Raw genomic sequence first — 13,130 nt, 5'->3', positions numbered from 1 at the left:
CCTCAGCCGTTCGCGCGTCCGGGCGGCTGCGGCGCTTCCACGACGAAGAACAGGAAGCAGGGGCTGTCGGCGAGGGCCTGGAAGGAGTCGGGGAACAGGTCGCGGGCGGCCGGGTCGGGCTGTGGCTCGGCGACGGCGGTCAGGCGGAAACCGGCGGCCGTGAAGGCGTCCGTCATCGCGTGCAGTGGCTTGCGCCAGAACCTCATCGGCACGAGCTGCCCGCCGAGCGGCCAGTCGAAGGTGTAGCTGGTGGTCGCGAAGTAGTCGGGCCGGGGCTCCTGGATCGTGTACGCGACGAAGGGATGGTCCACCGACGCGATCAGCCGGCCGCCCGGCCGGAGCACCCGCCGGAACTCGGCCAGCGTCGGACCCCAGTCCTCCAGGTAGTGCAGCACCAGCGACGCGACCACGTCGTCGAACGCGCCGTCCGCGAACGGCAGCGGGTCGCGCAGATCGGCGACGCGCAGGTCCGCGTCCGCTCCGAGCCGGCGCCTGGCCAGCGCCAGCATCCCGGTGCTGGCGTCGACACCGCTGACGACCGCTCCACGGTCGCGCAGGGCCGCGGTCAACGGGCCCGAGCCGCACCCGGCGTCCAGGATCCGACGGCCGGCGACGTCTCCGGCCAGGGCCGTCATCGCGGGCCTCTCGTAGTACGCGTTCACGAGGCCGTGCTCGTTCTCCGCGGCGTACTCCTCCGCGAAACGGTCGTAGTCGTTGGCGGTCTCGTCGGGCACCGCGGCTGCCGGATCCATCGGCCCAGCCTAGGAGTCACCCGACCCCCGGGACAGGCCTAGACTGGGCCCGTGCCCAAGATCCACGCTGCCACGGTCGCCGACCACCGCACCCAGCAGCGTTCCGCCCTGCTCGACGCCGCGCGGGAGCTGCTCGCGGAGGGCGACGCCTCGAAGGTGACCTTCGCGGCCGTGGCCCGGCGTACCGGGCTGGCCCGCAACAGCGTCTACAAGTACTTCCCGGACCGGCAGCACCTGCTCACGGAGGTGGTGCGGGAGGCCGCGCCGCGCTGGACCGAGCGCATCCACGCCGCCCTCGCCGCCGCCGGCGACTCACCCGAGGAGCGGGTCGCCGCCTACGTCACCGCGCAGCTGGAGATGGTCCGCGACGGCGAGCACCGCATCGCCCGCGCCACCGCCGACGACCAGGACGCCGCCGCCCTGCGTGCGGGCGCGGACGAGGCGCACCGGGCCCTGCTCGACCCGCTCGTCGGAGCCCTGCGCGACCTCGGCGACGACGCCCCCCTGATCACCGCGCGCCTGCTCCAGGGGTTCGTCAACGCCGCGACGAGCGCCCTGGAGGGCGGCGCCGACTACGACGTCGTGAACGACCGAGCGGTACGGCTCGCCGTCGCGGCCCTCGGTGGAGTCTCCCACCCGTGACGCCCGCGCGGCAGACCAGGTCCGGCCGTCACTCGCCGCCGCCCAGCTCCCAGGCCTCGATGTCCCGGTAGCGGATCGGTCCGGGTCCCCGGCCTACGTTGCTGCCGACGAGGTGGAGGCGTTCGGTGCGCCAGGTGCGGCCCCGGAACCCGGCGAGGGCGGCGGCCGTCTCGACCACGCTCGACAGGTCGTCGCGCCGGGCCCGGGCGAGGGTCAGGTGGGGGCGCAGGGGGCGCCCCTCGTAGGGGATGCCGCAGTCGTTCACCAAGGACCGCACGTCCGCCGCCAGGCGGTGGAGCCCGTCGAGGTCGCCGTCGATGCCGCTCCACAGGACCCGCTCGTCGAAGTGACCGCCGCCGTGCAGCGCGAGCCGGAGCGGCCCGCGGGACGCCGCGAGTTCGGCGAGGGGGCGCCGCAGGGGAGGCACGGCGGAGACGGGGAGCTCGCCGAGGAAGGCGAGGGTGATGTGCCAGTCCTCGATGCGGTTCCAGCGCATCCGGGGGTACGCCGTGTAGGCGGGCAGCAGTTCCCGCTCCAGCTCGTCCTTCGCGTCGTCGGGCGGGGCGAGCGCGATGAACACGCGGACGGTCGCCTCAGGGGTCTCTTCTTTCACAGGAGCCTTCGTACCCTGCCGGACCCGCCCCGGTCACACCGGGCCCTGTCGAGGAGCACGGCACCCGGCTGCTCCACGTATTGAAAAGACATGTGACATGTGCCATTTTACTGCGCAGCCCGTTACGGACGGGGCTTCCCTCCGCCCATCTCCAGGAGTGAATCTTGCGCGCCATGGCCATCGCCACCGCCCTGCTCATCGCCGCCGTCGCGGCCGCTCCCGCCCAGGCCGCCCAAGCCACCCGGGCCGAGCCCTCCCCGGACCACGCGTTCGCGGACCCGGGCCAGCGGCCGGCCCACGGCAAGGCCTCGGGCACCCTTGCCGCGACCGGCGCCGCCGGCGGCAGGCTGGAGTCGCGCATCCTGCCGGTCGTCCACGACTGCAGCCCCTCGCTGCGGATCCGGGCCCAGGAGATGACCACCGCCCAACTGGCCGCGACCTGCGCGAGCCTGGCCGACCAGGACGCGTTCTTCCACGGCGTGGTCAAGGATGCGGGGCCCGTCGCGAACGACTCCAACACGACCCTGGAGGTCGACGTCTTCGACTCGAGCGCCGACTACAAGGCCTATGCGGGCAAGATCTACGGCATCGACACCAACAACGGCGGCATGTACCTGGAGGGCGACCCCGCCAAGAAGAACAACCAGCCGCGGTTCATCTGCTACGAGCGCACCGACGTGAGCCCCGGCTGGCAGATCTGGAACCTCAACCACGAGTACACCCACTACCTCGACGGCCGCTACGACCTGTACGGCGACTTCGGCGCCAGTCAGACCACCCCCACCGTGTGGTGGGGCGAGGGCATAGCGGAGTACGTCTCCTACTCGTACCGCGGCATCCCCTACACCAAGGCGACGGCCGAGGCCGGCAACCACACCTACTCCCTCCGCACGCTGTTCGACACCACCTACGACAACACCGACGTCAACCGCACCTACAACTGGGGTTACCTGTCCGCCCGTTACATGGTCGAGGAGCACCCGGACGACGTCGCCACCCTGCTCGCCCTCTACCGCACCGGGAACTGGACCGCCGCGCGTACGTTCCTGACCTCGCTGGACTACGAGAACGACTGGAACGCCTGGCTGACGGCCGTGGCCGCGGGCGCCTGATCCACACCGCCCGCACGGCCCGCCACGCCCGTCGGCGCCGGGCGCCGACGGGCGCCGACGGGCGGAGAGACGAGCCGCTCAGGTCAGCGCTCCCCGCCCCCTCGCGGCCAGCGTCACGCAGAGGGCAGCCAGCGGGAGTTCCGCGAGCGCGGCCATGGCGACGGCCGTGATCAGCTCGGGGCCGGGGGCCGCGGTCGCGAGGTCGACGCAGGCGTCGGCGAGGAGGAGAGCGGCCGCCGCCGCCGCGGGGGCGCGGTGGCGGGGGTCTCCGGTGAGGAGGCGGCTCCCGGCCGTCAGGAGGGCGGCCGCCTCCAGGGCGTCGAGGGTGACCCAGGCCGCCGCCTCGACGGGCGGCAGGGTGCCGGCGAGGTAGCCGAGCCAGGGCAGCAGGACCAGGCCCGCGCCGAGCAGGACACGACCCTGGCGGCGCCGGGAACGGCCCACCCGCTCGGGGCCCTTCGGGGCCCCGTCGGTCGCCCCGGCGACGCGGCCGCCGGTGCGGTCGGCCCTCCGGTCAGCGCCCCGCGCCGCCATGGGGTCGGCGACCCGCCCGACCATCCGTCCGTCGGTGCGGCGGCCCTCGGACGCGGTCACGGGGTGGGCGGTGATCAGGGCCATGGCGGGTGCCTTTCGGGGTCGCTGACCCGGTGTCCGGGCTCGTGATCAACACTCCTCCGCGGCCCCGCTCCGGTCAGTAACACCGGTGTCCGACTTGGGGTGGCACTGGCTGTACCCCCGGCCCGGACACCAGCTGCATATCGCGGGCGCGAGGGCTGACCGTACGGTTGGATCATGAAAGTCCCGCCCCGGACGCGGCGCGCGCTCACCCGCGTGGCCCGAGACAAGTCCTTCCTCGCCCTGGGGATACCCCTCCATCTCCTCATGGGGTTCCTGCTGTTCCTCGCCTCCGGCCTCCTCTGGGAGACCGTCGACGGGGGCGACGCCCAGGCGCCGGTGGTCCTGGGGGTCGTCGTCGTGCTCGCGGTCCTCGTCGTGCCGGCGCTGACGGCGGCCCAGATCTGGCGGTTCCGGCGGCTGCTCGGCATCGACATCCCCCGCCCGGGGTGGCGGCGGCTGCTCGGCATCGACATCCCCCGCCCGGGGTGGCGGCGGCCGCTGCGGCAGGCCGGCTACCACTCCTTCACCGGTCTGCTCCTCGGCGCGCTCGAAGCGCTGCTGATCGCGCTCTTGGCGGCCGGGCTGGCCGCGGCCACGGTGTACGTGTGGGTCTGGGCGGTGCCCTTCGAGTGGCGGATCGAGCACCGCGGGTACAGCACCCAGGCGTTCTACGTCACGCTGGCCGGACTCGGCGCGCTCGCCCTCGTGCCCGCCCTCTCCGAGGCCCTGGTCCGGATGGAGACCCACCTCGGGCCCCGGCTGCTGGGCCCCGACGCGAGCGAGGACCTCGCGCAGCGGGTCGCCGACCTCACCGAGAGCCGCGCGGGCGCCGTCGACGCGGCGGACGCCGAGCGGCGCCGGATCGAGCGGGACCTGCACGACGGCGCCCAGCAGCGGCTGGTGGCGCTCGCACTCAACCTGGGGATCGCCAAGGCGACGCTGAAGGACCTGCCGCCCGAGGCGCGGGCGGTGATCGAGGCGGCCCACCAGGAGGCGAAGGACGCGATCGAGGAGCTCGGCAACCTGGTGCGCGGGCTGCATCCGGCGGTCCTCGACGAACTGGGCCTCGACGCGGCCCTGTCCGGACTCGCGGCGCGCTCGCCGCTGCCGGTACGGCTGCGCGTCGACCTGCCGCCCCACCGGTCGACCGCCGAGGAGGCGGAGGCGCGTCCTGCCGATCGGGCCGCGTCCGCCGTCGAGGCCGTCGCCTACTTCGTGGTCTCCGAGGCGCTGACGAACGTGGCCAAGCACGCGCGTGAGGCGAGCAGGGCGGACGTGACCGTCACGCGGCTGGGCGGGATACTGCGGGTGGTGATCGCCGACGACGGGGTGGGCGGGGCCGATCCGTCCAGGGGAAGCGGTCTGCGGGGGCTCGCCCAGCGCGTGCGGTCCGTGGACGGGACATTCCGGATGAGCAGTCCCGTAGGGGGACCGACCATGATGAGCGTGGAGTTGCCGTGCCCGACGTGAGGCGTGCCGTGATCGCCGAGGATTCCGTGCTGCTGCGGATCGGTCTGGTCAAGGTGGTGGAGATGGCCGGCTTCGAGGTGGTGGCCGAGGCCGGGGACGCGCAGGGCCTGCTGGCCGCCGTCGAGGAACACCGGCCCGACCTCGCTCTCGTGGACGTGCGGATGCCGCCCGGGTTCACGGACGAGGGGGTGCGCGCCGCCCTGTCCATCCGGCGGGAGCGTCCGGAGACCGCCGTCCTGATGCTCTCCCAGTACGTGGAGGAGCGCTACGCGGCCGAACTGCTCGCGACCAACACGAGCGGGGTCGGCTACCTCCTGAAGCAGCGGGTCGCGGACGTGGAGGAGTTCGTGGACGCGCTGCGCCGCGTCGCCGACGGCGGCACCGCGCTCGACCCGCAGGTCGTGGCGCAGCTGCTGGTCCGCAGGCCGAGCGACCCGCTGGAGCGCCTGACGTCCCGCGAACGCGACGTCCTGGCCCTGATGGCCGAGGGCCGTTCCAACGCGGGCATCGCCGACCGGCTCGTCGTCAGCGAGAGCGCGGTCGCCAAACACATCAACAGCATCCTCGCGAAGCTGGACCTCCCCCGCGCGGACGCCGACCACCGGCGCGTACTGGCCGTGCTGCGCTTCCTGGGGGTGGCGGGCTGACGCGCTCCCGCCCGTCTCGTTGCCCGCCCGGTGACGGGGTCCGGGGGCTCAGCGGGGCGCGGTGCCGCTCCCGGGATCGTCCAGGCTGCTCGCCAGGGCCCAGATCACGAACACGTCGATGGCCATCACGAGGATCGACCAGAACGGCGCGTACGGGAGGAACAGGAACTGGGCGAGCAGGCTCAGCGAGACGAGGAGCAGGCCGGCGAAGCGTGCCCAGGTCGCGCCCTTCAGGAGGCCGGCGCCGGTGGCGGCGACGAGCGCGCCGAGGACGATGTGGATCCAGCCCCAGCCGGTGAGGCTCAGCTCGTACACGTACGAGCCGATGCGGGTGTACACGTCGTTCTCGGCCACGGCGGAGATGCCCTCCAGCACCCCGAGGATGCCGCTGCACAGCATCAGCACCGCCGCGAACGTCACCCCGCCGGCCACCCAGCCGCCGGTGTCCCGGCTTCCCCGGGGTGCCCCTGACGGCCGCGCTGTCTGCTGACTCATGCCCGTGTTCCCTTCTGCTGCTCCTGCCCCGTGCGCCCCCCGGAGGCCGAGTGGCACGCGCTGCTTCGAGCCTCCTCGGGGCGCCGCCGCGCAACCACATGGAATCCGCCGAACGGGTGATCGCAGAAGCGTGGGGGCGTGCGTCACGGGCGGGAGGGGCGCCGTCATGCCGCGCTACGGGTGCCCGGTGAGGCGGCGGCGCGACGCGGGCCGCTCTCGGGCACCAGCGTGGCGCCCACGACCATGCCGACCGCGATCGCGGTGACGATCACGAGCATGTTCAGCAGGTCCGTGAAGCCCTCCACCACATAGCCGCCGGCCAGGGTGGTCAGGCCCCGCATGCCCAGCGAACCGACGGTGAGCGTGAAGAAGCCGGGCAGGACGAGGATCAGCCGGGGCGGCCGGCCGGCCCCTCGGGAGAGGACCGTGGCCGCGGCCGCCAGCACCACGGCCGCGAAGAACGTGCCCGCCACCTCGCCGACCAGTCCGGTGGCCAGCGACTGCACGCCCACGGTGACGTACACGAGGAGCAGCACCGGCCAGAAGAAGCGGAGAGGGACGGCGAAGGCGAGGACGGTGCCGGCCGTGAAGACGGTCCAGGCGAGGAACAGGGCCCAGCGGGGCAGGTCGGACGCGGCGGCGACGTCGAAGAGGGCGCGGGTGGAGGTGCCGGTGACGTACACGCCGAGCAGGACGCCGACGCAGAGCTGCACCAGGAGGAAGACCGCGTACACGAGGCGGATCGCCCCCGTGGTGACGAGTCCGGCGGCGAGTTCGGCGGCGGCCGCGCTCAGGTAGTCGCCGGGCACGAAGAAGAAGAGCGCGGGCAGCATCAGCAGGACCGGTCCACCGTGGGCCGGATCCCCGGCGAAGAACCCGAGGGTGACGATCGAGACCGTGGTCGACACGACGAGCGGGAGCACCCGGGCGAGCCGGGGCACCCGGTCCGCGGCGACGGCGAGGGCGGCGGCGATCGAGGCGAGGGCGGCGGTGGTGCCCACCTCGTACCAGGTGGGCTGCATCAGCGGGGCGAAGCCGAGCGAGAAGAGCACGATGCCCAGGAAGGTGAGCCACCACGGGTACGGGGCCGGCGCTCTCTCGATCCGGGCCAGGCGGCGCCCTGCTTCCGCCACGTCGGCACGGCCCGCCCGTACGTCGGCGAGGAGCGGTTTGAGGGCCGCCACCCGGTCGAGGCGGAACACCTCGGGGAAGCCGTGCACGGTCTCGGTCCGGGTCCGGCCGTCGGCGGCCACCACGGTGAGGGTGGCGGCCTCCGGTACGAGCAGCAGCGAGGCGTCGCCGCCCAGGCCCCGGGCGGAGTCGGTGACGGCGACGCCGATGAGGTGGGCGCCCTCGCCGGAGGAGCGCAGCAGGAGGCCCGTGAGGCGGACCAGGAAGGCGGTGAGGTCGTCGATCGGGGCCGATGCCGGGTCCGGATCCGGCGCCGAAGGCCGGGCCGCTGCGACGGCGGACACCGGTGGCTCGTGTGCGGGCAGCACGGGCGCCTGCCCGGGCGGCCGTGCCGCCGACCTCCTGACGCATCCCCGGGCGGCCGCTCCCCCGCACCGCCGGACGGTTTCCCGGGCGGCCCTGACTCTTCCACGCCGAGCTCCCTCCGACGTTCGGCGACGCCGGTGACCAGCGTCCCCCGGATGTACCCGGTCGGCATCCGGGGGCTGCGGCCGGGGGCTGCGGCCGGGGGCTGCGGCCGGGGGCTGCGGCGGCCGGGCGGCGGCCGGGGAGCCCGGACGGCGGCGTGCGCCGTCACGCCGCAGCGGCGGTCAGGCCAGGGCGAGGAAGAGCTTCTCGAGTTCCTCCTCCGACATGGGCGGGGCGTCGGCGGCGCTCTCGGCGAGGCACTGCCGCATCCCGCTCGCCACGATCTTGAACCCTGCCCGGTCGAGGGCCCGGGAGACGGCGGCGAGCTGGGTGACCACGTCCTTGCAGTCGCGGCCGGCCTCGATCATCGCGATGACGGCGGCGAGTTGCCCCTGGGCACGGCGAAGCCGGTTCAGGACGGGGCGCACGGCCCCTTCTTCCACCTGCACGGAGATCCTCCTCCACTCTCACCCCCCACACCAGGATACCCCCAGGGGTATCAACCGCTACTTTTCGCCCGCCATCGGGCCACGGTCGCGGCCACCAGCACCGCGCCCAGCACGCCCCAGGTCGCCGGGTGGACCCACAGGCCGGTACCGAGCTGCTGGGCGAGGACGAAGACACCCATCACCACGACGAACCAGCCGAAGACCCGGCGCAGCGACTCCTGCGGGATGCGGCCCGCGAAGCGGGCGCCGACGACGCTGCCCGCCACCGCCGCCGCGGTCACCGTCAGGGCGAGGCCCCAGTCGATCCCCACGCCCGAGAGGTGCCCGGCCAGGCCGGCGAAGGAGTTCATCGCGATGACCAGCAGCGAGGTGCCGACGGCGATGCCCATGGGCAGGCCGGCGAGGAGGGCGAGCGCCGGGACGACGAGGAATCCGCCGCCCGAGCCGACCAGGCCCGTGACCGCGCCGACGACGAGACCCTCGACGGCGATGTGCCTGAGGGGCAGGTCCCGGTGCCGGGGCCTCGGCTCGCCGCCGCGCCGCGACGGGCGGAGCATCGCGACCGCCGTGGCGAGCATCATCAGGGCGAACGCGATGAGGAGCGCCGTACCGGGGACGTAAGCGGCGAGCCGGCCGCCCCCGTACGCACCCGCCATGCTGAACGCGCCGAACAGGAGCCCGGCCTTCCAGCGCACCCGGCGGGCGCGGGCGTGGGGCACGAGCGCGGCGAGGCTGGTGACACCGACGACGAAGAGCGAGGTGGCGATGGCCTCCTTCGTGCCCTGCCCCGCCAGGTAGACCAGGATGGGCACGGTCAGGATCGAGCCTCCGCCGCCGAGGACGCCGAGGGTGAGGCCGATGAACAGCGACGCCACGACGACGAGGGCGGTCACGGGGTGTTCCGCAGTTCCGCGATGACGGCACGGATGTCGGTGCGCGGCCCCCGGTTGTACGGCAGCTTGGAGAGCAGGACGCCCATGGCGCAGGTGTTGCTGAGGGCCGCGTAGGTCAGACCGGCGCCGACCGCGGTGCCGATCAGGTGGGCGCCGGGCACGAACACGCCGATGACGCCGGTGACGAGCACCATGGAGCCCGCGACGAGCCGCACCTGGCGCTCCATGTCCCACCGCTCGGGGCCCCGGTTCGCGGGCGCCCCGGACGCCTCCCAGGCGTTCATGCCCCCTTCGAGGACCCGGAGGTTGGGCAGGCCCGCCTCCGCGAGGGCCTTCTCGGCCTGGGTGGCGCGGGCGCCGGAGCGGCAGACGAGCACGACCTCCTCGTCCAGGTGGGACAGCAGCTCGGCGCGGTGCTCGCGCAGGGTGGCGAGGGGCACGTTGTACGAGCCCGGTATGTGGACGGTCCGGAATTCACCGGGGGTGCGCACGTCCAGCAGCCGTGGCGCGCGCCCTTCACGGACGAGCGCGTGGAGGACGGCGGGGGTGATCGACGAGGTCGAGGCGGGGGCGGCGGTCCGGTCGGAGTTCTCGGTCATGTGGGCGTGGCTCCTGTGCAGACAAGGGGAAAATACCCAGGGGGGTATTCACGGGCGTGTACGGGGCCCCACGGGTCCGCCTCTGACGCGGGGAGGGGAGACGGAGGGCGAGCAGGGGCGCGTCAGGCCTCGGCGCGCTCGGACGCCAGGGCCCAGGCGGCGTAGCCGCCGAGGATGTCGGAGACGTCTGCGAAGCCGCGGTGGCGCAGGAGGCTCGCCGCGATCGACGAGCGGTGGCCGCCGGCGCAGTGCAGGACCAGGGGCCGGCCGGTGGGCAGTTCATCCGTGCGCGCGGGCAGTTCGCTCAGCGGGATGTGCAAGGCGCCGTCGATGAAGCCGTTGGCGCTCCGCTCCCCGCAGGTGCGCACGTCGACGACGAGCGGGGGCGCCTCGCCCGCCAGTGCGGTGCGCAGCCGGGCGGCGGTCAGACGGCTCGCGGGGGTGACGTCGTCGGCCAGGGCCGCCAGGGCGTCCTCGGGGTTGCGCAGGTAGCCGACGACGTGGTCGAAGCCGATGCGGGCGAGGCGGGTGACGACCTCCTCCTCGCGGTTCTCCGGCGCCATGACGATCAGCTCGTCGGCGGGGTCGAGGACGGTGCCGGCCTGTTCGGCGAACCGGCCTTCGGCGGGCACGTTGACCGCGCCGCGCAGGTGCCCGTTGGCGAACTCCTGCGGGGAGCGGGCGTCGACCACGACCGCGCCGGAGCGGCGCAGTGCGGCGAAGTCGGGCGCGGACAGCGGCCGCGGCGCCGACGTCGCGTCGTACAGGAGGCGGTCCTTGCGGTTGAGTTCGGCGTCGTAGGCGAAGTAGCCGGGCGCGGCGGACTGTCCGGCGGTGACGAGCGCGACGAACTCCTCGCGCCCCATCGGGGCGCAGGCGTAGTTGGTGGCGCGCTGTTCGCCGATCGTGGACGACTTCTCGGTGGAGAGGTTCTTTCCGCAGGCGGAGCCCGCGCCGTGGGCGGGGAAGACCCGCACGTCGTCGGGGAGGGCCATCAGCTTGTTCTGGACGCTGTCATGGAGCATGGCGCCGAGTTCCTCGGCGGTCACCCCGACGGAGGCGAGCAGGTCGGGGCGGCCGACGTCGCCGATGAACAGCGCGTCGCCGGTGAGCACGCCGTACGGCACGGTGTCGGCGGCCCGCTCGTACACGAGGACGCTGATCGACTCGGGGGTGTGGCCGGGCGTCCCCAGGATCTCCAGGGTGACGTCGCCGAGCCCGATGCGCTCGCCCTCGGCCAGGTGGCGGATGGGGTACTCGGTCTCGGCGCCGCTGCCGTAGCCGATCCACGCGCCGGTGCCGGCGGCCAGCTCCAGGTGGCCGGCGACGAAGTCGGCGTGGAAGTGGGTGTTGATCACGCCGACGACGGTGAACCCGTGCGCGGTGGCGTCCGCGAGGTACTCGGAGACGTCGCGGCGGGGGTCGACGACGACGGCCTGTCCGGTCGTCTCGTCGGCGATCATGTACGACGCCTGGGAGAGGCAGTCGAGGTAGTACTGGGCGAAGAACACGCCGATTCCTCCATCGGGGACGCGCATCCGGTCGGAACGAAAGGGGCGGACGCGCCGGGTTTCCATACCCCCCTGGGTATCGATGCATCCGACCGTAGACAGACGGGCCGCCTTGAGTCAAATACCCCCCCAGGTATCCTGGATCACATCATCAAAATACCCATGGGGGTATTGTGGCCAGCTGAAACACGAACAGGACGGTGCATCGAGATGACTCAGCGGACGGAGACGACCGCCCCCGCGCCGGTGTCGGCGGCCGCCTCCACGGGCGGCACGGTGCGGCTGGGACTGCGGGAGAACCGGGCGCAGTTCGTCCTGCTCGTCGTCGTCACCGTGGCGGTCGGCGCGCTCGTCGGCCTGGAGCGCACCACGGTCCCGCTGATCGGCACGGAGGTGTTCGGGCTCACCAGCAACCTGGCGGTCTTCTCGTTCATCGTGGCCTTCGGCCTGACCAAGGCGCTCACCAACCTCGCCGCCGGTGCCCTCACGGCCCGTTTCCGGCGCCGGCAGCTGCTGCTCGCCGGATGGCTGGCGGGCGTGCCGGTGCCCTTCGTGCTGGCGTGGGCGCCGTCGTGGTGGTGGATCGTGGCCGCGAACGTGCTCCTCGGCGTCAACCAGGGCCTGACCTGGTCGATGACGGTGAACATGAAGATCGACCTGGTGGGTCCCGCCCGCCGGGGCCTGGCCACCGGCCTGAACGAGGCCGCCGGCTACGTCGCCGTGGGCGCGTCCGCCCTGCTCACCGGCTACCTGGCCACCCGGTACGGGCTCCGCCCCGCCCCCGAACTCATCGGGGTCGTCTTCATCGCGGCGGGCCTCGGACTCTCCCTCCTGGCCAAGGACACGGGCGCCCATCTGGCACTCGAACTCGCCCGGCACCCCGCCCCGGCGGGGGAAGCGGCGAAGGTCTCCTTCGCCGGCGCCTTCGCCCGCACCTCCTGGCGGGACCGCTCGCTGCGCGGTGCGAGCCAGGCGGGCCTGGTGAACAACCTCAACGACGGCCTGACCTGGGGCGTCTTCCCGCTGCTCTTCGCCGACCACGGGCTCGGCATCGCCGCGATCGGACTGATCAAGGGGCTCTACCCGCTCCTGTGGGGCTTCGGGCAGATCCCGGCCGGCCACCTCGCCGACCGGATCGGGCGCAAGCCCCTGATCGTCACCGGCATGCTGGTCCAGGCGGGCGGCCTCCTGGTCGCGCCGGCGCTCCTCGACCGCCCCCTGCTCGCCGGGCTCCTCTCCGCCGTGGGCCTCGGCATCGGAACCGCGCTGGTCTACCCCGCGCTCATCGCCGCCGTCTCCGACCGGGCGCACCCCTCGTGGCGGGCGAACGCGCTCGGCACGTACCGCTTCTGGCGCGACATCGGCTACGCCGCCGGCGCCCTCCTCGCAGGCGTACTCGCCGATGCGATCGGCCTGGACGCGACCGTCATGGTGGCCGCCGCCCTGACCGCGGCCTCCGGTCTGCTCGCCGGGCGCTGGATGTCCGGCCGGGAGAAGACCCCCGGCACGGTTCCGGCACCCGACGCCGCGTGAGTCAGGCACGGTAGGCGACGAGCGCCATCATCCCCGCCTCGCCGGGGTACGCGTCGCGACCTCGGGCCCGGAGGCGCCGACGAGCGACGGAGCGCCGCTCGGGGCGGCCGGGGGCCCGGAACAGGCCGTGAGCGCGGGCGCCACGACTCCCCGCGATCGGACCGGAACCATTGGCCCTCCCCGCGTTCACCGCACAC

The 13,130-nt window shown here is 73.6% G+C and carries 13 protein-coding genes and 1 pseudogene; 5 read left to right on the top strand and 9 right to left on the bottom strand.

What is annotated here, in order from left to right:
- Positions 1-2: 2 nt before the first annotated feature.
- Positions 3-752 (bottom strand): class I SAM-dependent methyltransferase, encoded by a 750-nt coding sequence (locus OG309_RS35920; RefSeq protein ID WP_329427479.1) that lies wholly within the window; start codon positions 750-752, stop codon positions 3-5.
- A 51-nt stretch (positions 753-803) separates the two neighbouring features.
- Between OG309_RS35920 and OG309_RS35915 the strand changes: the two genes are divergently transcribed.
- Positions 804-1,394, top strand: coding sequence for a TetR/AcrR family transcriptional regulator (locus tag OG309_RS35915; RefSeq protein WP_329427477.1), 591 nt, complete (start codon positions 804-806; stop codon positions 1,392-1,394).
- A gap of 28 nt (positions 1,395-1,422) precedes the next feature.
- On the opposite strand, the gene thpR is transcribed toward OG309_RS35915, so the two are convergent.
- Entirely contained in the window at positions 1,423-2,007 is a 585-nt protein-coding gene (gene thpR / locus OG309_RS35910; protein ID WP_329427475.1) for an RNA 2',3'-cyclic phosphodiesterase, read from the bottom strand.
- Between the two features lie 344 nt (positions 2,008-2,351).
- Between thpR and OG309_RS35905 the strand changes: the two are divergent.
- Positions 2,352-3,113, top strand: a pseudogene (locus tag OG309_RS35905) (collagenase); the annotation flags it as partial.
- 84 nt (positions 3,114-3,197) lie between these two features.
- Here OG309_RS35905 and OG309_RS35900 read toward each other — a convergent pair.
- Complete coding sequence (locus OG309_RS35900) at positions 3,198-3,737, bottom strand: hypothetical protein (RefSeq protein WP_329427473.1); 540 nt, start codon at positions 3,735-3,737, stop codon at positions 3,198-3,200.
- Positions 3,738-3,911: 174 nt separating this feature from the next.
- Between OG309_RS35900 and OG309_RS35895 the strand changes: the two genes are divergently transcribed.
- Complete coding sequence (locus OG309_RS35895) at positions 3,912-5,207, top strand: sensor histidine kinase (protein WP_329427471.1); 1,296 nt, start codon at positions 3,912-3,914, stop codon at positions 5,205-5,207.
- Positions 5,208-5,215: 8 nt separating this feature from the next.
- Positions 5,216-5,854: a response regulator transcription factor gene (locus tag OG309_RS35890; RefSeq protein WP_329428721.1), complete on the top strand. Its 639-nt coding sequence runs from the start codon at positions 5,216-5,218 to the stop codon at positions 5,852-5,854.
- A gap of 48 nt (positions 5,855-5,902) precedes the next feature.
- On the opposite strand, the gene OG309_RS35885 is transcribed toward OG309_RS35890, so the two are convergent.
- The 6 genes from OG309_RS35885 to OG309_RS35860 all read right to left on the bottom strand — a co-directional run bounded on the left by OG309_RS35885 (position 5,903) and on the right by OG309_RS35860 (position 11,400).
- A complete protein-coding gene (locus OG309_RS35885) occupies positions 5,903-6,349 on the bottom strand; it encodes a DUF7144 family membrane protein (protein ID WP_329427470.1) in 447 nt (148 codons plus the stop codon).
- Between the two features lie 164 nt (positions 6,350-6,513).
- A complete protein-coding gene (locus OG309_RS35880) occupies positions 6,514-7,824 on the bottom strand; it encodes a threonine/serine exporter family protein (RefSeq protein ID WP_329427468.1) in 1,311 nt (436 codons plus the stop codon).
- Positions 7,825-8,130: 306 nt separating this feature from the next.
- On the bottom strand, positions 8,131-8,397 hold the full coding sequence (locus OG309_RS35875) for a metal-sensitive transcriptional regulator (RefSeq protein WP_132916395.1): 267 nt from the start codon (positions 8,395-8,397) through the stop codon (positions 8,131-8,133).
- 50 nt (positions 8,398-8,447) lie between these two features.
- A complete protein-coding gene (locus tag OG309_RS35870) occupies positions 8,448-9,290 on the bottom strand; it encodes a sulfite exporter TauE/SafE family protein (protein ID WP_329427460.1) in 843 nt (280 codons plus the stop codon).
- The gene (locus OG309_RS35865) at positions 9,287-9,889 is read right to left on the bottom strand and encodes a rhodanese-like domain-containing protein (protein WP_329427459.1); all 603 of its coding nucleotides are present in this window, start codon (positions 9,887-9,889) and stop codon (positions 9,287-9,289) included. The genes OG309_RS35870 and OG309_RS35865 overlap by 4 nt, the downstream gene beginning before the upstream one ends.
- A 122-nt stretch (positions 9,890-10,011) precedes the next feature.
- Positions 10,012-11,400 carry an MBL fold metallo-hydrolase gene (locus OG309_RS35860; RefSeq protein ID WP_329427457.1) on the bottom strand — a complete coding sequence of 463 codons (1,389 nt, stop codon included), beginning with the start codon at positions 11,398-11,400 and terminating at the stop codon, positions 10,012-10,014.
- Between the two features lie 210 nt (positions 11,401-11,610).
- Here OG309_RS35860 and OG309_RS35855 point away from each other — a divergent pair, with 210 nt between their 5' ends.
- Positions 11,611-12,933 carry an MFS transporter gene (locus OG309_RS35855; protein ID WP_329427455.1) on the top strand — a complete coding sequence of 441 codons (1,323 nt, stop codon included), beginning with the start codon at positions 11,611-11,613 and terminating at the stop codon, positions 12,931-12,933.
- The last annotated feature ends 197 nt before the right edge of the window (positions 12,934-13,130 follow it).

It is taken from the genome of Streptomyces sp. NBC_01268 (assembly GCF_036240795.1).
Classification (GTDB): domain Bacteria; phylum Actinomycetota; class Actinomycetes; order Streptomycetales; family Streptomycetaceae; genus Streptomyces.
Note: the sequence above shows the minus strand (reverse complement) of the source record. Positions and strands in the feature narration are given on the sequence as shown.